We start from the raw sequence: 20,270 nt of genomic DNA on the forward strand, positions 1-20,270 counted from the left end.
GCGAACGAGCAAAGCCAGCCTAGCGACTAAGCGATGTACGATCAAAAAAAGCCGCCTCGTTTCCGGGGCGGCTGTCGTTTGATACGGAAGTATCAACGTCGCATTACGTGCATTTATGGTGATTTGCTAACACTAGTCAAGGCCGGCGCTATTTTAGGTACATTTCAAGCTGGCTGCTCATAGTCGACTTGGTGATCTTTGAACCGAATGCGGCGACGAACGCCCAACCCACCTTATAGGACCGCGCGCCCCCACGCTCGAAGTTCATGACCTTTATTCCCATGTCAGCATCAGGCTCGAGCCCCAGTACCGTTTGCCCGCCACTAACCTTACCTCCACCTTCGAGCCAAAAGGGCCCGCCGTGCACATTGACATAAGTTGAGCCTGTATTTTCTCTGGACATCCTAATACCAGGCAGCGGTGAGCCAGACTTGTTAGCGCGGCGCTCGTAGCCTTCAATTTCAGGGCGTGTACCGATTACGAGCGCAAAAAGATCATCGCTCGCAAACGCCGCGAAAGCTGGATCATCTGCACCGAATTCCGCCCGCTTTTGTTCCGCTGTTAACTCCGCAAACTTGGTCATCAGCATAGCAGCAATGTCTTCAGGCACTTCAATTTTTTGCATGTCGCTTCCTCTATCGACTTTAAGCTCCTGATCTACGCCGCCTGTGGGCTTTCGTCCACTTTCGCTCGAAAGGGAATTATGCCTAGGTGGTGTCCCACTGCGTTTAGGCCCAACCGCAGATCACCGATCATATGCGGCAACGCCTGGTCCCTGCTCAGCAAGTAGTCGAGAGCTGCCCACATGTTGGCACCGCGGTTTTCGTGAAAGCCCTGCTCGGTCTGGATTGCGGCTTCGATGCTCTCCCATTTGGCGATGGCCCGCTGACACCAGGTGTCATACCCGGCCCCATCCGGGCCACTGGCGCCTCCGGTGCCAGTCGAAAGTGCATCAGGGGACTTCACTGCCCGCTTGAAGTTCTGCTGGGCTTCCAAATAAGCCACAGCCGCATCGTATTGGGCTGCGCTGATGCCGTCAGTTGAGTTGCGATTTCCGGCTAGGCAGAGACGCCCGACGTAAGTGGCGGCCTTCTGGTCCCGGGCTTCGATTTCGGTGAGACCGAAGACGCGCATCCGGAGCGCGATACCATCTTCGTTGTCGTGATACGCGCCAGCGGCGCGGCTGATCGCTCCGGACTTCGTACGGCGGACATTCGATTTGCGGGGACGACCCTTAGCCATTTTGCTGCCTCTTGTTGGATGGGATGATGGTTTAGTGTGCTGCTGACGGGGACATTTGCGCCCTCGCCTGCTCGATTTCTTCGATGCGAAAGCCGCGTTTCCCGCCGGCACTATGGACGGTCAGCTTCTTGCCGAGCATTCGTTCAACGGCTTGGAAATCCGGGTGATCTGCGGCGAGGTAGACCCACCCTGTGACGGCATCGACGGGAACAGGGTCATTCGCCAGGGAGATCGTCAGGGCAGCGATCCATGCCTCGGTTCGAAGCCACTTGGCCAAGCCCATTCGAAACTCAAGCGCCTTCTCGGCGGTCTCGTTGCGAGCGGCAGCGTCCTCGATGTGCCATTGGTGAAACCGCTTGGCCGCCGTGAGGCAACGATGGGTCTCGTCATCTGCCAGCTTGGCGAACTCCGCCTCGGCTTCGGTGCGGTTCGTCATCCGGCGGCGAGGAAACGCCTTCCAGATTTCCTCAAACGAAATGCGCGCGTCCGCCTGTTCCCGTTCCTTCTTCCGGTTTTCTTCCGGTTTCTTTAGAGGGGTGCCACCAGTGACACCCCCGAGGGTGACACCTGTGACGCCCTCCCCCGTGTCAGCAGTGTCGCCCCTACCGTTGGGGGAGGGTGTCAATTTGGCACCCCTCACAAAGCCAACAATTCGGTACTCGTTGGACTGCTGACGGCCGCTATCGTCACTCGTTCCGATGGTCTCGATCAGGCCGTTTTCCGTCAGCCATTTCAGCCAGCGCTGCACGCTACGGCGCGACATGCTGCTCTCCTCGGCCAACCGGGCGACGGACGGGCAGCAAAGGCCTGTAGACTGGTTGTGCGCGTTCGCCAGGCACACCAAGAGCATCTTGGCGGCCACTTCGGGCACATGGGTATCGAGGACGAATGCGACGGCTTGGATGCTCATCGGCTGGCCTCAATGCGAGCCTTGTGGGCATTGACGGCGTAGTTCACCAGCGACCGGTCTCGCCCACCCATCGCCTTGCCGATTTCCCGGCTCGTGAGGGCGGTTTCCTTGCTCAGCCGGTACATTGCCTCATGACGAGCGACAACGAGGTGCTCGGCCCGCCTATGGCTCCGCAATTCGAGCTCGGACACCCCGTAGTACTCACAGACCTCCTCGATGATCTGCTGAGCTGGCAAAATGGCGTCAGAAATGAAGTTGGCCGACTGCGGAATGACGATGACATCGCGCTTCAGTCGCTCAGCCAGCACCCGCGGAGGGTGCTGAGGGCGAAGCGCCGCGGCCATATGCGGGATCATCTCGACCCTCTTGCGCTCCACGCCGCTCTTTCGCAGCGAGTAGAGCACCGTGGTATGGTCGCGATGCATGAAGCGCCCGACTTGGGGAAGGCTCCACTGGGTGTGCTGATAGATCAGGCAAATTGCCTCTGTTCGCGCGAGCACAACGTCTTTCTTTCGCGATAGCCCAAGGATGGTTTCAGCAGAGATCTGATGCTTCAGCGCGATCAGACGAAGCAGAAACTTAGCCGAGCTGCGCTGCAGCATGTTGAGCGGCGCTGTGCGAGGGCGAATTCGTAGCGGCACGACAACAGGGGCCGCCACGACGACGCGGGGCTCCGGGACTGACGCGACGGCTTGGGGCGCCGGATTCTCCAAGACACCCATCAGTCGCTCACGCGCAGCTTTGCCAGCGGCCATGAGATCGACCGACGACGTGAAGCTGCGGTCGTGCACTGGAAAGTCGTGACGCCTCTGCTGGACCTTGATCAATGGGAGATACGAGACTGTCATGCTCGACCTCCAAACTGCTGGCGACGAGTGGCGCGAGCACCCTTGGCAGCCCGTGCCGCTATCTTTCGGCGCTGCTCTTCATGGTCGAGGTTCCACAGGTCGCGTGGCTCATAATCCTGCTCAAAGGCCAGGCCAGAGAACGCCGGCAGGGTCTCGCCATCGGCGTGCAGGTGGACTCGATCGCTCAAACGCCTACCGGCCATGATGTACCTCGGCATAGTGTTCGTGCTGGGATTGGAGGACGGAGGTCATGCTGCTGCCTCATCGAATTTCGTGGATTCGTTGCCCCATGACGTCCAGCCCGGCCGGGTTTCGCGCGAGAACAGATCAGCTCGACGGCCAGCGCCAAACAGCTTCTCGGCCATCGCATAGGCCTCATCAGGCTTCCGGGAGTGCTCGCGCCGCGGCGCCTCAAGGACATTGCGGACATCGCGGGCATGGGTCTTCGGCTCGCCGTTCTTCCCAATGAGGAAGATTTCCGAGCACGATCGCAACACGTAACCGGTGCCCATCGCGAGCTTGCCGGAAACGCCGCGCTTCACCCATGGGCCAGCGGTCACATACTTGAAGCCCCAGGCATTCATGACCGCGATCGCATCGGGTAGCATGGGATAGGTCGCCCAGAGCCACAGCCAGCAATCGCCAGCCGCCAGATGTCCAACCGGTAGGCGCTTGATCTCCTCGGTCGGCATGCAGTCGTACTGCGCCTTTGCGTTCTTGGCGTTGCCGCCTTCCGACCAGTTATCGAAAGACCATGGCGGATCCGCCATCACGACGTCGAACGAGAACATGGGCATGTTGCCGAAGGGCCAGGTAGTCATTCCCCTGCCCTCTTCTTCCCAGTGGATAGGAATGGACCGCGTGAAGAGGGAGTCATGCTGCTGCCCTCCAGGCTTTCGAATCCCGAGCATCGCGGTTAGCGTGCGGCCGGAACACTTGGGGGAATGGATGGCTTGGGGATTTGAGGTTGGCCGCGTCTACAACAGACGGGCGGACATTCATGCTCGATTTAATGGCCAGCAACGCGGAGGGATCATCACGCCGGCCGCCCACGCAGTGGACTTCATCATCAGCGGCGAAGCCGGCCTGGCTCACGGCTATGCCGACGTCCTGCGAGAGGATGGAGTTTTCGAATACTATGGCGAAGGCCAAGAAGGCCACATGCGGATGATCAAGGGCAACCGCGCCATCCGTGACCATTCCGCTAAGGGTCGTAGCCTTCTGCTTTTCAAGAACGAAGGCGGTCCGCTCCGATTTGAAGGTGAAATGGTCTACGAGAACCACCGCATTCAGCGGGCTCCGGACACGAAAGGAGAGATGCGTGACGCTATCGTCTTCGAGTTGCGCTTCCTGGATGCGGTCCGCGAGCAAGTAGAGGACATTGCTGTCGAACGAGAACAAGGCCAACCAGTCGATCCGGTTGACTTGCGCAATCGTGCATATGAGGCGGCCGGCATCCGGGCACCACGGCAAGGCGCACCTCGAAATGTCTACGAGCGCAGCGCCGACGTGAAGAGTTACGTTCTGCATCGAGCGCAGGGACATTGCGAAGGCTGCGCGCGACAGGCGCCATTCCTGCGTCCCGACCGCAGTCATTACCTTGAGCCGCACCACATTCGCCGAGTTAGCGACGGAGGACCTGACGACCCTAGGTTCGTTATTGGTCTGTGCCCCAATTGCCATCGACGCGTCCACGCCGGCATTGACGGCCCCGCCTACAACAATCAGCTTCTCGCATTGATGCCAGCGATCGAACCTCCCTTCAGACGCTAGCATTGGCCACCACCCTGCAGACGCCCTGCGAAGTGCTTGGGGACATACAGGCCAGCGGCCGACATATCGGCCACCAGCTTGTCGGTGATGTCAGGCTTGTCGTGCTTGCAGAAGCGTCCGCATTCACAGCGCTTTTGGGGCTGTACCGTGGGCTTGGTCGACAGGAGGCGATTGAGCCATTCCATGATGTCAGTCCTCGATGCGTGGGGTTGTCTTCTCTGCAGGCTCGTTAGGGAGCCGCTCGTGTTTCCGGCTGCGCCACCGCTCCAAGAAAAGCCTCAGCCTGTGCAACAGCAGTCCGGCCAGACGGCGTAAGCTGCCGGGCTCGGGTGATTTCGATGTCGTGCTCAAGGGCCTTCTCCTGACGGGCGATTTCGGTTTCGACCGCCTCTTGAAGTTTCACGTAAAGGTCAGCCCAGATCCGCTTGGGCTTGCGATAGCGGAGCGCCCAGAGCAGACGCTCGGGCAGCTTGTGTTTCCGGGCGGCGCGCAGCCTGGCAGCTTCGACCGTATCGCCGGGGCCGCGATGCTCGCGACGAACCAGCCAGTCAGCCCAGTGGGCGGCCTCATCGACAACCGTGCAGTCAGTCATCGGCATTTGCTCCGGAAGCAAAGAATGTTTGCGCATAGGTCAATCCGTTCTCGTTAGCGTAAGGGCCAACGAGAGACGTGGACGACGAAAGGCGACGACGATGGATCGACCGGTCAGCGATGAATTGAGAAGCTTGCTGAGCCGGCAGGAAATGCGCGGAGCGACGGCGCCAACCGTCAAACCGCACGCTATGAGCTGGGCGAATGACCTGCTCGACCGGGAGGAGTCGATGGATGCAGATCACTCGCCCTCCGACGGAGAGGGTGACCGCCGGAATGAGAATTCGAATGCCAGGGTGCGCATCGTGAGAGCGCGGCCCTTTCTGGCTGTGATTACTGGCGGGAAGAGCGCGCATTAGGCGGACTCCTCGACCGTGTTGAGCAACGGCAGGAAGTGTTCAAGATCCTGCTCTTGAGTACGCTCAACCAATGGCCGGAAGCCATTGATATGCGCCCACTGGTTTGGTCCGCGCTCTTCGAAATAAAGGCAGACGCCGTAACCGTTTTGCTCGACGCCAGCGATGGTGAAGGTCTGGCCCTTCAGGAAGGGCGGCATCCCCTGATAGTTCACGATCCGGGTGGAGTTCTTGATGCAGACGCACTTCACGCCTGGCCTTGCCCACGCGCTCATGACAGCCCTCCCACAATTTGCAGGATGAATGCCGCACATGCGACAAGCCCAAAGGCTGCAGCGAATGCCTGAGCAGGACGAGCTCTCATATCGCCAGCTCCGCCACTGCCTTGATGATGTCGGCCTTACGCTTGGGCTCTATGACGCTGAGGCGGTTGACGATGGTCTGCTTGTCCTTGCTGGACAAAATGCGGCCGTCGACGTTCCAGCGAATGCAGTCGAGCAGTGCGTCGTCGCCGTCGTACTGGACGACTTGATACTCGGTCGATTGACCGGTGAGGCCAACGGAGCCGCGCGCCGTCATGTACCGGGCCCAACCGTCGAGGATGACGTTGCCCATCTTCACGATAGGCGCGGCCTTAGCCATGGCGATGTCATCGGCAATGACGACAGCATCCTGACCGAGTGTTCCGAACGCATTGGAATAGGGATGGCGCTCTACGCCTTCAGGCGGAGTGCTTTCCCAGGTGACGATGCCCGGGGCGGCGTACGCATGGGGGCCAGAGCCGTCCGAAAAAGCATCCTTACGGATAGCCTCCACCGACCGCTGCGGATCGCTGGCGCCAATATCGGAAGACTCTGGCTTCTCGTTCGCCGCTTCCGGCTGAGTGGGTGCGACCTGACCGTCATTGGGGGCAAGGGCAGTCAGGTCGCCGCCAGCCGCTTTGGTCGGCCGGGGTTCAGTTTGAGCACTTTGCACATTCTGCAAATTGCTCTTTGGGGTGATGTCGGCGGGCGCAACGATGGCCATGGCCGGATCGGCGCGAAGCGCAGCCAGAGGATCGGACTTCGGCTTGATCGGCGCGGCGCGCAGCTGCGCAGCGATAGAATTCAGCCGCTCGCGCTCACCGTCGTAGACGTCCTCAGTGGGCAGTTCGATCATGCCCAGAGCGCCCATGTACAATTCGAGCAGCGCTTCCTGCTCCATTCGCTCGTTGGCATCCTGCTTGCGAATGGTCACCAGCTTGCGCAAAATCTTCGTGTCGAAGCCGTTACCCTTGGCTTCCGCGTAGATTTCCTTGATGTCCGAAGCGATCGCGGCTTTCTCGGCTTCCATCCGCTCAATGCGTTCGATGAATGCACGGATCTGGTCTTGAGCTACGCTGTCCTCGACGGCCATTTATGCCACCTCAGAAATTTTGTGAGCAGTGCTTACATCGCGATCTTTCACGATGACGATGGTCTGCGCCCTACCCGCCATGCGACGGACTGCGCCGCGCTCAATGAGCTGTTGGACGACGCGATGTGCGCCGCTGCGGCTGCTCATGCCGAGTCCTTGCGAGATTTCCTCGAAGGTCGGCGAATAGCCCCGGTCACCGATGAAGCCTTCGATGAAGGCCAGCGCATTCGCCTGCTTCTTGCTCAGACCCACCGGGCCAGACGCTTCCACCGCCATGATGATCCTGGCCGTGTATTCGAGATCGTCAGCAATGTGCCGGTTCGCATCCATGAGGATGGCGGCACGATCAGCGATGTCTTCGGGGATATCGGATGGAAGGGTCATGCTGCGGCTCCCTCTGGCTGGCGTGGCAGGAAATCTTCCGCCCGCACCTTCAGTTTTCGCGCGGTCGCAGCCGCCATCAGCTTGGGAATATGCCAATGAGGAACAGCGCCACCGGTGCCGCCCTTCTCTTTGACCTGACGCCACCGCCGGACTTGACCAGGCGTGGCCTCAACAATGGCCGCCACCGCTTCGGGGCCGCCGAACTTCTTGATGATGGATGTAGCGGGCTCGCACTTCATGGGTCTAACTATGCGCTTTTCGCACAGTCGGTCAAGAACTATTTAAGCGATAATCGCACAGGACGTTTTGAGCGCTCCTATGCGAAATAATCACATGTCCGAAGATCCGATCCTTCAGTGGGTAATTGAGAACCTTGCGAAGCCCGGCCGCTCCCAGAGCGAGTTGGCGCGGCGTCTCGGCGTGCACCCCTCCGCGATCAACAAGCTGGTGAATGGGAAGCGCGGCTTGAAGTCGAGCGAGATCCCGATCGCCGCTGAGTACTTCGAAGAAGACCCGCCGGCAGGTGACGTTCGGGCGGCGCCTTCCGTCGGCCTGCTACCTATCAAGGTCAACGGAAAGCTTGCTGCAGGCGTGTTCCGCGAAGTGGATGACTTCGACCAGTCAGACGCAGATCGGGTTTACGAACCACCTGATGAGCGCTTCCCCAACGCGCGCCGCATGGCGTTCGATGTCGAGGGCGATTCCATGAATGCGCTCGAGCCCAGACCAATCATGTCCGGTGACCGCTTGATCTGCGTATCCTTCGAGGACGTGGCCAGCCAGGTACGGGTAAAGGATGGCTTGGTCGTCGTGGTCGAACGCACCCGCGACGGTGGCCACACGCGCGAATGGTCGGTGAAGCAGGTCGAACTCTACGAGGATCGGACTGAATTTCACCCTCGATCGACCAACCGCACCCACAAGCCGATCGTCATCAAGCGAGACGCCCGTGCCGATGATGGCGTCAGCGTTGAGATTATCGCGCTCGTGCGGTCGGTGAGAAACGACCTACCACTGTGACATACTTCTTCATATCACGCTGCTAATGCCATTCTTGATATGAGCAGCGAGAATTGCAATATCTATGCTCGTTCGGGCACGGGTACCGACAAGGATTGAAATGGATCAAGTTCAAGCGTTCCAGATCGCATGGTTCACAGTCGAGCCACCCACCGCGGCACTAGACGCATACCGCAAAATCTTCGGCGCTGATCCAGATGGATACCAAACTCATCGTGGGTTCGGCGGGCCAGTCCCATACTTATCGACAGCCAATGGGCGCTTCAACGACTTGACGGTGCAAGTTGGCGTGCAGCCCGGCCGAATTGAGTTGCTGTTTCAGCCTGACGATCCAACCCCGGGACCGGACGAGGCATGGCCAATTCTGGATCGAAAGAAGGTTTTCGCCGCGGCATCATCGATTGCCGCAAAGGCGGAGTTTTCAGGTGTAGTTCGACAGGCGGTCATCGCAAATCTGTGGCAGCCTGAAGAAACTCTCGAAAGCGCAAGCGCGCATGCGCTGAAACTTAGCGGCCTCCAACTTAATTATGACGACGCTCTGGATGTGATGTTTCAGATTAATCGTCGATTGAAGTCCGTGAACGGAGACGCGCTGCTGAATCGTTTGTTGAGGGTGGGGGTCGGCCACATGCAACAGATGATGATCCCAACAGCTCCTTCAGGCGCCCCAATAACCGTCAGCCGGTTTGGGGTCAGCATCGTCGTTGACGTGAACAACGTACCAACGTCCGAGCCCTACGCGACTGATGAGCAACGACGACTTTTGCTCGAGTTGCTTGCCGAAGCCGACCGGCTTGCCATTGCCGGCCATGTGGACGCGCTCAAATGACCAAGTCGGAAAAGACAACTTCGTATGCCGCGAACGCGACGAGTTCAGCCTCTTCTACCGCAGTAGCCGCATTTCGCAGCGCAGTAGCTACAAGAAGAGCAACCGCGCGCGCATATTATCTGTATGGGCATTTCCCCGACAGCAATTCTGAACAGGCCGAACCAATCAAGCCGGTGACAGTCCTCGCGTCTAACTCGGCGAGCACTGACAGCAACTATCGAGCGTACTACTACGCCGCTCTCTACGAAGCATTGCAGAGCATGGCCGAACAGGAGGAAGGCGACGCGCTTTACGTGACGGACGAGGCAGCCAATGCAGCTCGGGGCCTGATCAGTCGGCTTGCGATTGAGGGCATCGATCCGCCTAAGATAAATTCGCACGATAAGGATGAGGTTATCCTCAGTTGGGCCTACCCGGATTTCAAGCGTTATTTGACTGTGTTTTCAGACGACGCTGCACTTCTCGACGTCGGGACACTCAAGCCCGTAAAGTGCGTCCATAACGATCTGCCCCACTTCAGTGAAAGCTGGGGCAAATGGTCCGCTGTTCTAGGAGGAACAGCATCTTCTCACGGCACATTGGACGACGATGTCGAGTAACGGCGCGGTATGTCGACTGGCAATTTACCCCCGATTTTTGCGCAATGAGGCCTTCGATTCTGAGGCGTTGTTCGCCCTGGGCGACCTAGATAGTAACGGCACCAAGGGCTTCTCCGTTGGGGATCGGGATATGCTATCTAGCATTGAAGACGTCCATGGCTTTGGGTGCCGATCTGCCGCTGTTGCGCGCGCGAACGAGCGCCAGCGATTTGTCACCAAAAACAACAGAGAGCCTATACGCTTCCAGGAAACGTCGCATTATCGTGGATTTTACGACATGGACGCCGATCAAGTCAGATCGCAAGGCAGTTCCATTTATGATGTGCGGATCGTTCCACTTGAAGAGAACGATGAGCCCGCGCATTGCCATGTCGAATTGCACGTTCGCAACTACGTCATGAAACCAAGTGACGTAAGCATCAAGCGCGCAATCTCTCTGGAGCGCATTGCGATACTCAACAGATTCGCCCGCACAATGTCGCCCCCCCACATGACCGTATGCGGCGAAGATCTCGATATCGCCCACCAAATCGAAACGATTACTCTTCCACCCCCGGAAGCTTTCTACAGCGAGCCCTGAAGGCGTGAACTTAGTGGCCCCGGGTCTTATCTGGATCGAATGAGCGCAGAGCCTGTTGGATCTGCGGAATAGCTTCCGGATGGAGCTGACACATGTGCAGCTCGTCAGGGTCTCGGTCTTCCCCTGGCACGGGCGGCCGGTTCATGATCGGGATCACTGTGAATTCCTCGTCGTCAGCAAATGGACCAAAGGGCTCGATGCGGAATCGGTAGCTCGGGAATTGACCACCCAAGAATTGGAGCAACCGCGGCTCCGCCCACTCGACTGCCTTACCCAGCGTCGCCGGCGCGACGACGATGAATTCGTTGACCTCACGCTGCGACATGGTCGGCCTCCATCGTTACTCCCACCAGTTCCCCAATCAGGCTTTCACAATGCCCGCAGGTGAACGGCACTGGGTTGTGCTCTAGCCCGTCTATGAATTCATCCACGGTCGTCGGCGCCCCTTCCATGCGAGGTATCTGGACGCGCCTGGTCGTCGGCCGCTGGCAGTTCGCGCAGAGGCAATGGAGGACGAAAATGCGAGCCGGACGCGTTCCTTCAAACATCGCTTTGTTCCTGTTCTGTTCGCGTTTGCATTCAAAGCGCAGAACGCTCGGAGAGTCGAGAGCGATTCGAGAGCAAAGTTTAACGATCGTCCACCTATGCATTTTTCGCACAATTCGTGCTTGACGATTGCTGTGCGATTATCGCATACTCTGTTCCATCAGATCACCGAGGCGATGCCTCTAGGGAGATGGGAAATGGCTCTGGATCACGGCGCGCTCAACATTCCGCTCACCAAGCGCGGCAACATCGATGCCCAGCTCGATCGCTATAAGGCGACTGAAGCGAAGAACGCCCGCGCCGACCGCAGAGAGCAGTCCGCATCTACCGCAAAGCTTCGCATACAGGCCAAGCAGCTCGTCGCCGATGTAAGCGATGAGCGCATCGGTGAGCTGGCCACCAAGTGCCAAGTCACGCCCGCCGACATCCGCAAGCAGATCAAGTCGGACGCTCACTGGCAGCCGGGCCTCGTCATCCTTTTGCTGGCGCCGCGCGCCTAACCCATTCCCTCCCAGGAGCGGCGGGTACGCGGACAATGCACCCGCCGATTTATTCTATGCCAGGCACTCCCGGACTTCGTACCCGTAGCGGCAATCGCCCCGGCAATGCGCTCTATGGAAGCAATAGGCGGCGTGTGGCTCCTCCTTTGACTGAGGAGCAGCAGGCGAATTTCAACGCCTCTATGGACGCTGCCTGTGCGGCGCTAGCAGCCGGCAATGCTGAGGAGTTCTTCGCTTCGATCCGGAAGGGCGATGCTGCGCTCGATCGCAATGACGATCGAGAAGCCCGTGTTGCCGTCGAAGGCGATACCGACCTCAACCACGATAATCTGGAGGGAGGGGAATGAAAGACCCTATGCCCATCAATCTCCAGACGCCGGAGAAAACGCGCGAACTCGGTTGGCAGGCAGAGGCCCGCGACAGCGACGGCCACCTGGTCAGCTGTCACGCCCCCTTCGACGGTGATGAGGACATCGTTTGGTACATCAGGGAATCCATGGACCAGAAGCTGACCGTCACAATCTGGCCGGGGTTCATCCCATGAGCACCGCAGCGAAGCCCCATTCCCTCGCCCATGACGCTCTGGCCGTTCTTACTGGCCTGGCTCTGCTGGCGTTCTTCTATGGCCTGTTGGCCTGCGCTTTCTGGCTTCGCTGGGATGCGCCGATCTGGGGAGCATTCTGATGGGCTTCCACGAGTTTTCACGCAAGTCCACGATCGCACGTAAACCTCACCGGTGCATCTGGTGCTGCTGGCCGATCTTGGCAGGCAGCCGGTATTTCCGTGAGCACTCAGTCTATGACGGCTCGTGGCAGAACTTTACCTGGCATGAAGCGTGCCGCGCCGATGCTGACGACTGGTTTGCGGAATTTCGTGAGAACGAATTCAGCTCAGGCCACGAGATGCCGTTCCACGCCCTCTACCAGTTGGAGGCGCACTAATGGCCGACGCTCACCCTTACGCCGAACTGATCCGCAGCGCGGTCAACGTGCCCGGCTGGATCTTCTGCGGCTTCTCCGATCCACCGCCGGCGCCGGCTGGCTTCGTTGTCGAGACCCAGAGGGACAGCTTCTTGGGCTTCGTTACCCACTATCGGTTTGTTCCGGAGGTGAAGGCATGAAAGCCACCTACCCCATCGGCAATGGCGAAGCTCTCTTCAAACTCCCCGACGGCAAGTTCTTCGGGGCTTTCTCTCAGCGTCTTGTTCTAGCTCCCTCGCCTTCTGCTGGGGCTGATCGGAAGGAAGCAGCATGAGCGACGAACAGCGTAGACTGCTGATCAGCTTCTCCGGCGGCGAGACATCAGCTCTGATGGCAAAGCTCATGATCGAGAACGCCACCGAGTACGATCGCATCCGAACGGTGTTCGCCAACACCGGCCAAGAGCACGAGGAAACGCTACGGTTTGTGGAGAAATGTAACGATGCCTTCGGCCTAAACGTGAACTGGATCGAGGCTGAGGTCTCGCCGCAACGCGGAGTTGGATCGCGGCCGAAGACGGTCGATTACGCCACCGCGAGTCGCGATGGGGAGCCCTTCGAGGCCGTCATCGCAAAGTATGGAATTCCAAACCAGGCGTTCTCGCACTGCTCCCGAGAGCTTAAGTCTCGGCCTATCCACCGGTGGGCAAGAGAACATGGCTGGGCGGCAGGAACATACGACACGGCCATAGGCATTCGTACGGACGAAATCGACCGCATTTCGCCGAACGCGGCGCGCGAGCGGCTTATCTATCCACTCGTCAGCCGCTTCCCGCACACAAAGTCCAAGGTCAACGAATTCTGGCAGCGGCAACCGTTCCGTCTCGAGTTGAAAGGCTACGAGGGCAATTGCAAGTGGTGCTGGAAGAAGTCGATGCGCAAGCATCTGACCATCATTTCGGAGCGCCCAGAGGCCTACGACTTTCCAACGCGCATGGAGGCACAGCACGCCTTTGCCGGCGCCGGTCAAACGGGCGAGCCGCGCCGGTTCTTCCGTGGAAATTTAGCAGTGTCCGACCTAAAGCGTATTGCAGCCGAAACGAAGTTTGCGCCGGCGGAAGACGATGCCAGAAGCTACCAAATCGACCTGATCGATTGGCTCGATGCTGACCTCGACGCCTGTGGCTCCGAAAGTTGCGAAGTCGAGTTTGGAGGCGCCCATGCGTAAGCTCACCGACCAAGAGCGCCAGCTATTGCGCTTCGTCTCGGAAGCTGGCGGCAGCTATTGCCCCGGCGCCGATACCACCGCCCGCATTCCCAGAGACGGCCACAAGTCGCTCAAGCGTATGGCTAAGGACGGCTTCCTCACCATTGAGGACACCGACGATGGCCCTCGCTTCACCCTCACGTCTCAAGGACAGGAGGAAGCCAATGGTTGAGATCATCATCAAGGGCAAAGCTCCGACTGATCCGCGCCAGCGCGTCCTCGCTGTCGAGGCAGCAGTGCAAGCCATTTGCCAAGGCGTAGGCGAAGACCCCGCCGATGCCGTCATGGTTCTGCTGACTGCCGCTGCGCACATGACCAGCAAATACACTCGCCTGCCGCCAAACCGCATGATTGAGCACCTGGCGTCATCGCTGGGGTACGCCACCGTCGCCGCCGACAACTTCTTCGGTCTCACGCCTGCGAAGGCCAATGACAATGGCTAGGAGCGTTGACGCTTGGCAGGGCAAGACCGACGACACGCCTGTGCCGCCACGCGTCCGTCTGCGGGTATGGGATCGCGAGGCTGGCAAGTGCCACCGCTGCCGGCGCGATATCCCTGTCGGTGATGCTTGGATCATTGAGCACCGCCACGCGCTCGTTCTGGGTGGCCCCAACGCCGAGCCGAACCTTTGCCTCACCTGCTCCTGGTGCAAGCCGCTGAAGGACGCAGAGGACCAGGCAGCGAAGTCCGAAACCGCCAGAGTGCGATCCAAGCATCTCGGTATTCAGCCCCAGCCCTCCATGCGCTCCCAAGGCTTCAGGAAAGCAGGACCGCAGAACAAGGCGACTAAGCCCCGCACCCCGAAATTCGAAGGCGACATCATGGCCAGGAGAACGACATGAGCGAGACCCGCCAATTCTGGCTTGCCAAGGTCGATCGCCACGGAAATCCAACCCTGACGGACGGCGCGCACTCTGACCGTGCAGGCGTCGAGCGCGCCCTCTACCTGTTTGGCCGGCTCGGGCTGGGCAAGGGAAACACCTATCGCTGCGCAGAAGTCATCCTCACCGACGTCGAGCCGAAGGCCAACGGCGCCAACGAGGAAGCAATTCGTGCGCTCAATGAAACGGGGCTGAAGCCATGACCGATCTCAATGAACTGCTTGAGAGAGTGAAGAAGGCTCCTGGGCCTGATCGAGAAATAGACGCCGCCCTTGCTCGCGCGCTCGGATGGACCTTCATCGAAGGCGACGGCGAAGACCGAATTCCGCTCGGCCTGCCCTGCTTCACCTTCTCGGCCGATGACGCAATGCATCTCGCACAGCACGCTCTACCGGCTCGCTGGGAAATCGCCATGGGCACATGCGGCGAAGAAGACATGCCATGGGCCTGCCTCACCGAGCCGGACGAACCTTGCCGCGACTTCTCGGCAAACGCCCCAACAATGGAGCTGGCGATTGTCGAGGCCCTGCTTTCGGCCGTCATCGCGATTGGAGACCAGTCATGAGCAACGAGAACAGGGTGTCGGACGAACGGCTGGCTGAGATAGTTGGCGCCGGCGTCCCATGCGTGCCCATGCAACCTGGCGAGGCTGCGCGCATCGTGCAAGAGCTTCGGTCCCTCCGCTCCAAGCCTGTGGCAGGGGTAGAGGTGAAGCCGCTGGATTGGACATGCATCGCTGGGTACGACGGACATTTCTGGCGAGCAACCGATCCTGTCAGCGGCTGTGAAGTGACGGCCTATACCGGCGATCAGAAAGCACGGCACGAAGCCGACTATCGCCAGCGCACCCTCTCCACCCTCTCCCTACCCGCACAGGAGCCGGTGGCGACGTTCGACGTGGTTGAGATGGGAAAAGACGGAATGCGCGGCGCCACCCATCTGATGCCGGAGCTGTGGTGGAGCAAATACCCCGCCGGGTCTCACTCCCTCTACGCCTCCCCACAGCTAGAGGCGGTCACCGACGAGATGGTGGAGCGGGCTGCGCGTCGAATTTACGAAGGTGCGCGCAGCCGCGTTGGGTCAAAGTCAGATGGCTCGATGGTAATGCCTGCATTTGATGATCGAGAAGACGCCCTGGTTGAGCGCGACTTGTCAGAGGCTCGCGCCGCCCTCACCGCAGCCCTGAAGGAGGCTTGAGGAATGAGCCAGTGGTTCAAAGATCGTCGTCAGGAGTTTATCGCAGCAACCCTTCGGCAGTTCGGTCAGGTGCGACGGGCCGACCTTGTACGCGAGTTCGATATTTCAGTGCCGCAAGCCTCGATGGACATCGCCACGTTCCTCGCGAGTGCCCCTCCCTTCGTCCGTTACGATGTCAGCGCGAAGGCGTATATCCTCGAGGAACCAGAACATGCCTAAGCGCTTCCAGCTTTCGCGCCAAAAGGGCTGGCGGATGCCATTCAACACGGTGAAGGTCGACAGGTCTTCCCGGTTCGGCAACCCGTTCAAAGTAGGCGACAGCATTAAAGCCCCAGATGGCACCACTTCAGTATGCTTTTCGCGCGCCGAAGCCGTTGACGCTTTCCGCACGCTGATCGGGCAGCCAGCCATGGCCAACTTCCGCGAAGCGATCCGGTCCGAGCTGCAGGGTAAGAACTTGGCGTGCTGGTGCCCGCTTGATGGCGAACCCTGCCACGCCGATGTCCTCCTGGAGATCGCCAATGAGTGAGCGCAAAGCCTCTGTCGCCGCTCGCCTGCCGATTCGGCGCGGCCTCGGGGAGGCTGAGGCCGCAATGTATATCGGGCTTGGCGCCAGCAAGTTCGCCGAACTTGTCAAAGACGGCCGCATGCCGCGCCCTCGCCTTATCGACAATCGGCGCGTCTGGGACGTGGACGATATCGACGCTGCATTCCGGGCATTGCCAATCGAGGGCGAAGAACAGCAGGATAACCCGTGGCATTGAAACCCGAAGGCGAGCCGGTGAGCACGATCAAGCTCAAATACATCAAGAGCTATACTGATCGGCTTGGCGTGCGCCGCCATTACTTCAACAAGCTCGGCGAACCCAAGACCGCGCTTCCCGGTCTGCCGGGCTCCAGGAGCTTCATGGCCGCCTATCAGGCCTGCCTAGACGCCTTGGAAGCCAAACAGCCGCGCAAGGCCTCCGCCCGCGCCCCTAAGATCATTCCCGGCAGCGTCGATGATGTCGCGCTACGCTATTACGCGTCAGCCGAGTTCAAGACCCTCGCGCCCATAACTCAGGCAACCTATCGCAACGAGATCGACAAGTTTCGTCGCGAGAAGGACAAGAACGGCAATCCGCACGGCCCGAAGGCCATTGCAATGCTCGACCGCCGCGGCGTCAAGGCGTTGATCTCCGAGAAGGCTGAAACGCCCGGTGCCGCCAACAAGCGCATGCGCACCCTCAAGCTGCTGATCAAAGTCGCCATCGATGAAGAGTTGCGCACCGACAACCCGACTATCGGCATTAGGCCACTCAAGGTTGGCGATGGCGAAGGCTTTCTCGTTTGGGAAGAGCACCACATCGAGCAATTCGAGCACCACTGGCCTGTCGGCTCCAAGCCGCGCCTAGCCCTCGCCCTTTTGCTCTTCACCGCCCAGCGCCGCAGCGACGTAGTCCGCATGGGCCGCCAGCACATCCGCGACGGCATGATGGCCGTCCGCCAGCAGAAGACCGGCGCCTATCTCGATATCCCTATCCACGACGACCTGGCGCCAGTTCTGGATGCCGTCACGGTAGACATCCCCGCCTTCCTGCTTTCCGAGCACAACAAGCCCTTCCAGCCGACCTCTTTCGGCAACTGGTTTGGCGATCGCTGCCGAGATGCGGGATTGCCCAAAGGCTTCAACGCCCACGGCCTGCGCAAGGCGGCGTGTCGGCGTCTGGCTGAGTCTGGCTGCTCTACCAGAGAAATTATGGCTGTTTCTGGCCACAAGACTATCGAGGAAGTTGAGCGCTACACTCGGTCAGCAGACCAGAGGAAGCTAGCCATGGCGGCTATGGCTCGACTTAAGCGATGATTGCACCGGGCGGTCACGACCCTTCGGATGCGATTGTCTGAAGCGCTTGGTACACTGCCATAAGGTCCGGCCACACGAACGTCGAGAAGCCACCCACAATAATTAATGCAGCGTATCCGACCGACAGCGCTAACGTCTGATTCTCGTTGGCGAACGCAAGCATTTTGAAAACTAGCGCCAGATTCGGACTGGGAGCCGACGCAACCACTTCCCGCGCCGTATCGAGTGCCTGTTGTGCGCGCGAGATCTTCGCTTCCACCACTTTGATATTTCGTTCTGACTGGTTGCGCAGAAAGAGCGTAACCAACGCTAATACGAGCCCAATCCCATACCCGGCACCGAGAACAGCGACGAGCTTGGCCGACGCGAGAACAACCATCGCATAGAGCTTCATTGCGGACGGATGAGCGGCCAAACCGTCTAGTGCGGCAATGCCAATCGCAACTGACGAGGCCGTAACAGCGGCTAATGGCACCACAAAAAAATAGAGCCACAAGTACTTCTTGAGGCCCAAACCTTTGACTGCTTCAGCCGTGGTTTCGGCTACTTCTACTTCGTCAGCCACTCGCCCCTCCCGACTGGCAACACACGTATCCGTTCTAACTGATCAAGAAATTGCATTCTAACCCCTTGATAAATAAAGGGGTTGGTGGGCGATGACGGACTCGAACCGCCGACATTCTCGGTGTAAACGAGACGCTCTACCAACTGAGCTAATCGCCCGTCCGACACAATGGTCTGGAACGGCGCTCTGATTAGGGCCCCTGCCCCTGCCCGTCAACAGGCAATTTGCCGATGGGCCCGCGGGACTGTGGGAAGCTGGGTGGGGATTTGTGTTGCGCAGGCCTTCAACACACGTAGGGCCGCATCGGGCGAACTGACGAAACTAGCCAGTTTTGGTCACTACTGGCCCTGTTCTTGTGAGGCTTAGACCACTGGGTTTCCGGATCAAGTCCGAGAGCGACCCGCGGTGACGACAGGTCGGAGGTTTTGGCCTGTACGGACTTGTGCCCCTCATCGGCAAAAACAAAACGGCCCCGGCGAGTGCTCGCGGGGCCGTTTGCTTGAAAGCGCTAAAAGCGGTGCTTTTAGTTGATCGCGTCCTTCAGGCCCTTGCCGGGCTTGAACTTGGCCTGATTGGAGGCCGGAATCTGGATCTCTGCGCCGGTGGCCGGGTTGCGGCCAGTCGATGCCTTGCGCTGCGACACGGCGAACGTGCCGAAGCCAACGAGACGAACTTCGTCACCCGACTTAAGGGCGGCGGTGATTGCTTCGAACACTGCGTCAACCGCTTCAGCGGCCTGAGCCTTGGTGATCGTAGCCTTGTCGGCAACGACGCCAACCAGATCGTTCTTGTTCATTGCGTATCCTCACAGTGAATGCCCGCCCTCGCTGGCGAAGCTTGGTGGCGGCAACCCTTGGTCGATTCTAGCTGAAGCGCAAGAGTTTCCGCCGTTTTGGCGAGGTCGAACGGTACGGGAATGTTAATGACCCGGAAATTCGGGACCGACAAGGCCGAAGTGTCAGGTTTTCCGGCCTTTTCACCATCATTCCGCCGGGTTTTTTGCCGCAGCCGGGCCTCTTCGGATGCCGAGCATCAGCGGCAGGGCGAGCATGTAGATGCAGATGGCCACAATCCAGATCATTCCAGGCCAATCGTGGCGCACCGAAGCGTAGATGGCGCTGAAGAGCAGCGGGCCGAATACCGAGGCGAGACTGACAATGCTGGCGAGCACGCCCTGGAGCTGGCCCTGGCGATCGGAATCGACCTGTTGGGTGGTCAGAGATTGCAGCGCCGGCATGCCAATGCCGCCCAGGGCGAAGAGTGGTGCCATGGCGAAAAGCAGCCAACCGTGGCCGGCAAATGCGAGGGTGAGCATGGCGCCGGTTTCAAAGGCCATGCCGACGATCAGCGCCCACCGCTCGCCAAGCCAGGCAACGGCCGGGCCGGTGAGAAATGCCTGCGCCAGGGCGTGGAAAACGCCGAAGGCGCCGAGCGACAGGCCGATGGTCAGGCCGGAAAAGGCAAACTGGTCTTCGCTGAACTGCGCCCAGGTCGTGCCATAGACGGTGCCGACGAAATTCATGATCAGGAAGATGGCCATCAGCGGCACCAAGGCCTTGAAATTAAAGGCCCAGGCGAGCGGCTTGAAGGGGTTGAGGGTTTCCCAGGTGAAGCGCGCATCGGACTTTCCGGGTCTCAATTCGGGCAGGACGAAAAGCGCCAGGGCGAAGTTGACGCCGTTGAGTATGGCGGCGGCGAGGAATGGGGCGTGGAGCCACCAATCGCCCAGGATGCCGCCGATAACGGGGCCGATGATGAAGCCGACGCCGAACATGGCGTGGAAGAGGCCAAAGCGCTGGGCGCGTTCTTCCTCGGTGGTGATGTCCGTGATGTAGGCCGTGGCGACGGCCATATTGGCGCTGGTGACCCCGGCAATGGCGCGGCCGATGACAAGCATCCACAGATGCGGGGCGAAGGCCATGATGAGATAATCGATGGCGGCGCCTGCCAGGGACACCAGCAGCACCGGGCGGCGGCCAAAGCGATCGCTGAGCACGCCCAGAATCGGGGAGAACAGGAACTGG

At 59.6% G+C, this 20,270-nt stretch carries 39 protein-coding genes and 1 tRNA gene; 23 read left to right on the forward strand and 17 right to left on the reverse strand.

The window, feature by feature from the left end; translation table 11 throughout:
- Positions 1 to 148: 148 nt before the first annotated feature.
- From ABW043_RS12225 to ABW043_RS12250, 6 genes are read right to left on the reverse strand one after another with little or no spacing between them, the layout of a single operon-like run.
- Positions 149 to 625: a hypothetical protein gene (locus ABW043_RS12225; protein ID WP_353921483.1), complete on the reverse strand. Its 477-nt coding sequence runs from the start codon at positions 623 to 625 to the stop codon at positions 149 to 151.
- 32 nt (positions 626 to 657) lie between these two features.
- The gene (locus ABW043_RS12230) at positions 658 to 1,242 is read right to left on the reverse strand and encodes a hypothetical protein (RefSeq protein ID WP_353921484.1); all 585 of its coding nucleotides are present in this window, start codon (positions 1,240 to 1,242) and stop codon (positions 658 to 660) included.
- A gap of 31 nt (positions 1,243 to 1,273) precedes the next feature.
- Positions 1,274 to 2,152, reverse strand: coding sequence for a helix-turn-helix domain-containing protein (locus tag ABW043_RS12235; protein WP_353921485.1), 879 nt, complete (start codon positions 2,150 to 2,152; stop codon positions 1,274 to 1,276).
- Complete coding sequence (locus ABW043_RS12240) at positions 2,149 to 2,943, reverse strand: helix-turn-helix domain-containing protein (RefSeq protein WP_353921486.1); 795 nt, start codon at positions 2,941 to 2,943, stop codon at positions 2,149 to 2,151. The genes ABW043_RS12235 and ABW043_RS12240 overlap by 4 nt, the downstream gene beginning before the upstream one ends.
- Positions 2,944 to 2,996: 53 nt before the next feature.
- The gene (locus tag ABW043_RS12245; protein ID WP_353921487.1) at positions 2,997 to 3,203 is read right to left on the reverse strand and encodes a hypothetical protein; all 207 of its coding nucleotides are present in this window, start codon (positions 3,201 to 3,203) and stop codon (positions 2,997 to 2,999) included.
- A gap of 45 nt (positions 3,204 to 3,248) precedes the next feature.
- Positions 3,249 to 3,821, reverse strand: a complete 573-nt coding sequence (locus tag ABW043_RS12250) for an MT-A70 family methyltransferase (RefSeq protein WP_353921488.1) — start codon at positions 3,819 to 3,821, stop codon at positions 3,249 to 3,251.
- Between the two features lie 127 nt (positions 3,822 to 3,948).
- On the opposite strand from ABW043_RS12250, the gene ABW043_RS22900 reads away from it, so the two are divergent.
- On the forward strand, positions 3,949 to 4,773 hold the full coding sequence (locus ABW043_RS22900) for an HNH endonuclease (protein WP_502908641.1): 825 nt from the start codon (positions 3,949 to 3,951) through the stop codon (positions 4,771 to 4,773).
- On the opposite strand, the gene ABW043_RS12260 is transcribed toward ABW043_RS22900, so the two are convergent.
- The 6 genes from ABW043_RS12260 to ABW043_RS12285 all read right to left on the reverse strand — a co-directional run bounded on the left by ABW043_RS12260 (position 4,770) and on the right by ABW043_RS12285 (position 7,738).
- Positions 4,770 to 4,958: a hypothetical protein gene (locus ABW043_RS12260; protein ID WP_353921489.1), complete on the reverse strand. Its 189-nt coding sequence runs from the start codon at positions 4,956 to 4,958 to the stop codon at positions 4,770 to 4,772. The two genes, ABW043_RS22900 and ABW043_RS12260, sit on opposite strands and share 4 nt — an antisense overlap.
- A gap of 44 nt (positions 4,959 to 5,002) precedes the next feature.
- Positions 5,003 to 5,365 (reverse strand): hypothetical protein, encoded by a 363-nt coding sequence (locus ABW043_RS12265; RefSeq protein ID WP_353921490.1) that lies wholly within the window; start codon positions 5,363 to 5,365, stop codon positions 5,003 to 5,005.
- Between the two features lie 354 nt (positions 5,366 to 5,719).
- Positions 5,720 to 5,995, reverse strand: coding sequence for a hypothetical protein (locus ABW043_RS12270; protein WP_353921491.1), 276 nt, complete (start codon positions 5,993 to 5,995; stop codon positions 5,720 to 5,722).
- 85 nt (positions 5,996 to 6,080) lie between these two features.
- Positions 6,081 to 7,115 carry a DUF2312 domain-containing protein gene (locus tag ABW043_RS12275; RefSeq protein ID WP_353921492.1) on the reverse strand — a complete coding sequence of 345 codons (1,035 nt, stop codon included), beginning with the start codon at positions 7,113 to 7,115 and terminating at the stop codon, positions 6,081 to 6,083.
- The gene (locus ABW043_RS12280; RefSeq protein ID WP_353921493.1) at positions 7,116 to 7,499 is read right to left on the reverse strand and encodes a LexA family protein; all 384 of its coding nucleotides are present in this window, start codon (positions 7,497 to 7,499) and stop codon (positions 7,116 to 7,118) included.
- The gene (locus ABW043_RS12285; RefSeq protein ID WP_353921494.1) at positions 7,496 to 7,738 is read right to left on the reverse strand and encodes a hypothetical protein; all 243 of its coding nucleotides are present in this window, start codon (positions 7,736 to 7,738) and stop codon (positions 7,496 to 7,498) included. Before ABW043_RS12285 ends, ABW043_RS12280 begins: the two co-directional genes overlap by 4 nt.
- A 94-nt stretch (positions 7,739 to 7,832) precedes the next feature.
- Between ABW043_RS12285 and ABW043_RS12290 the strand changes: the two genes are divergently transcribed.
- The 4 genes from ABW043_RS12290 to ABW043_RS12305 all read left to right on the forward strand — a co-directional run bounded on the left by ABW043_RS12290 (position 7,833) and on the right by ABW043_RS12305 (position 10,527).
- Positions 7,833 to 8,519, forward strand: a complete 687-nt coding sequence (locus ABW043_RS12290) for a LexA family protein (RefSeq protein ID WP_353921495.1) — start codon at positions 7,833 to 7,835, stop codon at positions 8,517 to 8,519.
- Between the two features lie 100 nt (positions 8,520 to 8,619).
- Entirely contained in the window at positions 8,620 to 9,348 is a 729-nt protein-coding gene (locus tag ABW043_RS12295; RefSeq protein WP_353921496.1) for a hypothetical protein, read from the forward strand.
- The gene (locus ABW043_RS12300) at positions 9,345 to 9,947 is read left to right on the forward strand and encodes a hypothetical protein (RefSeq protein WP_353921497.1); all 603 of its coding nucleotides are present in this window, start codon (positions 9,345 to 9,347) and stop codon (positions 9,945 to 9,947) included. The genes ABW043_RS12295 and ABW043_RS12300 overlap by 4 nt, the downstream gene beginning before the upstream one ends.
- The gene (locus ABW043_RS12305) at positions 9,937 to 10,527 is read left to right on the forward strand and encodes a hypothetical protein (protein WP_353921498.1); all 591 of its coding nucleotides are present in this window, start codon (positions 9,937 to 9,939) and stop codon (positions 10,525 to 10,527) included. Before ABW043_RS12300 ends, ABW043_RS12305 begins: the two co-directional genes overlap by 11 nt.
- A gap of 10 nt (positions 10,528 to 10,537) precedes the next feature.
- Here the strand turns inward: ABW043_RS12305 and ABW043_RS12310 are convergent, their stop codons facing one another.
- Positions 10,538 to 10,852 carry a hypothetical protein gene (locus tag ABW043_RS12310; protein ID WP_353921499.1) on the reverse strand — a complete coding sequence of 105 codons (315 nt, stop codon included), beginning with the start codon at positions 10,850 to 10,852 and terminating at the stop codon, positions 10,538 to 10,540.
- A gap of 418 nt (positions 10,853 to 11,270) precedes the next feature.
- On the opposite strand from ABW043_RS12310, the gene ABW043_RS12315 reads away from it, so the two are divergent.
- The 18 genes from ABW043_RS12315 to ABW043_RS12400 all read left to right on the forward strand — a co-directional run bounded on the left by ABW043_RS12315 (position 11,271) and on the right by ABW043_RS12400 (position 17,681).
- Complete coding sequence (locus ABW043_RS12315) at positions 11,271 to 11,573, forward strand: hypothetical protein (RefSeq protein WP_353921500.1); 303 nt, start codon at positions 11,271 to 11,273, stop codon at positions 11,571 to 11,573.
- Between the two features lie 146 nt (positions 11,574 to 11,719).
- Complete coding sequence (locus ABW043_RS12320; protein ID WP_353921501.1) at positions 11,720 to 11,920, forward strand: hypothetical protein; 201 nt, start codon at positions 11,720 to 11,722, stop codon at positions 11,918 to 11,920.
- 8 nt (positions 11,921 to 11,928) lie between these two features.
- The gene (locus tag ABW043_RS12325) at positions 11,929 to 12,117 is read left to right on the forward strand and encodes a hypothetical protein (protein ID WP_353921502.1); all 189 of its coding nucleotides are present in this window, start codon (positions 11,929 to 11,931) and stop codon (positions 12,115 to 12,117) included.
- A complete protein-coding gene (locus ABW043_RS12330; protein ID WP_353921503.1) occupies positions 12,114 to 12,257 on the forward strand; it encodes a hypothetical protein in 144 nt (47 codons plus the stop codon). The genes ABW043_RS12325 and ABW043_RS12330 overlap by 4 nt, the downstream gene beginning before the upstream one ends.
- Entirely contained in the window at positions 12,257 to 12,514 is a 258-nt protein-coding gene (locus ABW043_RS12335) for a hypothetical protein (RefSeq protein WP_353921504.1), read from the forward strand. The genes ABW043_RS12330 and ABW043_RS12335 overlap by 1 nt, the downstream gene beginning before the upstream one ends.
- Positions 12,514 to 12,693 (forward strand): hypothetical protein, encoded by a 180-nt coding sequence (locus ABW043_RS12340; RefSeq protein ID WP_353921505.1) that lies wholly within the window; start codon positions 12,514 to 12,516, stop codon positions 12,691 to 12,693. Before ABW043_RS12335 ends, ABW043_RS12340 begins: the two co-directional genes overlap by 1 nt.
- On the forward strand, positions 12,690 to 12,827 hold the full coding sequence (locus tag ABW043_RS12345; RefSeq protein ID WP_353921506.1) for a hypothetical protein: 138 nt from the start codon (positions 12,690 to 12,692) through the stop codon (positions 12,825 to 12,827). The genes ABW043_RS12340 and ABW043_RS12345 overlap by 4 nt, the downstream gene beginning before the upstream one ends.
- Positions 12,824 to 13,720: a phosphoadenosine phosphosulfate reductase domain-containing protein gene (locus ABW043_RS12350; protein WP_353921507.1), complete on the forward strand. Its 897-nt coding sequence runs from the start codon at positions 12,824 to 12,826 to the stop codon at positions 13,718 to 13,720. The genes ABW043_RS12345 and ABW043_RS12350 overlap by 4 nt, the downstream gene beginning before the upstream one ends.
- Entirely contained in the window at positions 13,713 to 13,931 is a 219-nt protein-coding gene (locus ABW043_RS12355) for a hypothetical protein (RefSeq protein WP_353921508.1), read from the forward strand. The genes ABW043_RS12350 and ABW043_RS12355 overlap by 8 nt, the downstream gene beginning before the upstream one ends.
- Complete coding sequence (locus ABW043_RS12360; protein ID WP_353921509.1) at positions 13,924 to 14,202, forward strand: hypothetical protein; 279 nt, start codon at positions 13,924 to 13,926, stop codon at positions 14,200 to 14,202. The genes ABW043_RS12355 and ABW043_RS12360 overlap by 8 nt, the downstream gene beginning before the upstream one ends.
- The gene (locus ABW043_RS12365) at positions 14,195 to 14,602 is read left to right on the forward strand and encodes an HNH endonuclease (protein WP_353921510.1); all 408 of its coding nucleotides are present in this window, start codon (positions 14,195 to 14,197) and stop codon (positions 14,600 to 14,602) included. Before ABW043_RS12360 ends, ABW043_RS12365 begins: the two co-directional genes overlap by 8 nt.
- Positions 14,599 to 14,844 carry a hypothetical protein gene (locus ABW043_RS12370; protein WP_353921511.1) on the forward strand — a complete coding sequence of 82 codons (246 nt, stop codon included), beginning with the start codon at positions 14,599 to 14,601 and terminating at the stop codon, positions 14,842 to 14,844. The genes ABW043_RS12365 and ABW043_RS12370 overlap by 4 nt, the downstream gene beginning before the upstream one ends.
- Positions 14,841 to 15,206, forward strand: a complete 366-nt coding sequence (locus ABW043_RS12375) for a hypothetical protein (RefSeq protein WP_353921512.1) — start codon at positions 14,841 to 14,843, stop codon at positions 15,204 to 15,206. Before ABW043_RS12370 ends, ABW043_RS12375 begins: the two co-directional genes overlap by 4 nt.
- The gene (locus ABW043_RS12380; RefSeq protein WP_353921513.1) at positions 15,203 to 15,838 is read left to right on the forward strand and encodes a hypothetical protein; all 636 of its coding nucleotides are present in this window, start codon (positions 15,203 to 15,205) and stop codon (positions 15,836 to 15,838) included. The genes ABW043_RS12375 and ABW043_RS12380 overlap by 4 nt, the downstream gene beginning before the upstream one ends.
- Positions 15,839 to 15,841: 3 nt before the next feature.
- Positions 15,842 to 16,057, forward strand: coding sequence for a BrxR family helix-turn-helix transcriptional regulator (locus tag ABW043_RS12385; protein WP_353921514.1), 216 nt, complete (start codon positions 15,842 to 15,844; stop codon positions 16,055 to 16,057).
- The gene (locus tag ABW043_RS12390) at positions 16,050 to 16,367 is read left to right on the forward strand and encodes a DUF4326 domain-containing protein (RefSeq protein ID WP_353921515.1); all 318 of its coding nucleotides are present in this window, start codon (positions 16,050 to 16,052) and stop codon (positions 16,365 to 16,367) included. The genes ABW043_RS12385 and ABW043_RS12390 overlap by 8 nt, the downstream gene beginning before the upstream one ends.
- A complete protein-coding gene (locus ABW043_RS12395; RefSeq protein ID WP_353921516.1) occupies positions 16,360 to 16,602 on the forward strand; it encodes a helix-turn-helix transcriptional regulator in 243 nt (80 codons plus the stop codon). Before ABW043_RS12390 ends, ABW043_RS12395 begins: the two co-directional genes overlap by 8 nt.
- Complete coding sequence (locus ABW043_RS12400; RefSeq protein ID WP_353921517.1) at positions 16,593 to 17,681, forward strand: tyrosine-type recombinase/integrase; 1,089 nt, start codon at positions 16,593 to 16,595, stop codon at positions 17,679 to 17,681. Before ABW043_RS12395 ends, ABW043_RS12400 begins: the two co-directional genes overlap by 10 nt.
- Positions 17,682 to 17,694: 13 nt before the next feature.
- Here ABW043_RS12400 and ABW043_RS12405 read toward each other — a convergent pair whose 3' ends face one another.
- From ABW043_RS12405 to ABW043_RS12420, 4 genes are all read right to left on the reverse strand, one after another.
- Positions 17,695 to 18,246, reverse strand: a complete 552-nt coding sequence (locus ABW043_RS12405; protein ID WP_353921518.1) for a hypothetical protein — start codon at positions 18,244 to 18,246, stop codon at positions 17,695 to 17,697.
- 82 nt (positions 18,247 to 18,328) lie between these two features.
- Positions 18,329 to 18,404, reverse strand: a tRNA-Val gene (locus ABW043_RS12410).
- 365 nt (positions 18,405 to 18,769) lie between these two features.
- Positions 18,770 to 19,042, reverse strand: coding sequence for an HU family DNA-binding protein (locus ABW043_RS12415; RefSeq protein WP_035079006.1), 273 nt, complete (start codon positions 19,040 to 19,042; stop codon positions 18,770 to 18,772).
- A 186-nt stretch (positions 19,043 to 19,228) separates the two neighbouring features.
- A partial coding sequence (locus tag ABW043_RS12420; protein ID WP_353921519.1) for a TCR/Tet family MFS transporter occupies positions 19,229 to 20,270 on the reverse strand: 1,042 nt, incomplete at its 5' end.

Origin of the sequence: Devosia sp. (assembly GCF_040509215.1) — a bacterium.
In the GTDB taxonomy this organism is placed as follows: Bacteria; Pseudomonadota; Alphaproteobacteria; order Rhizobiales; family Devosiaceae; genus Devosia.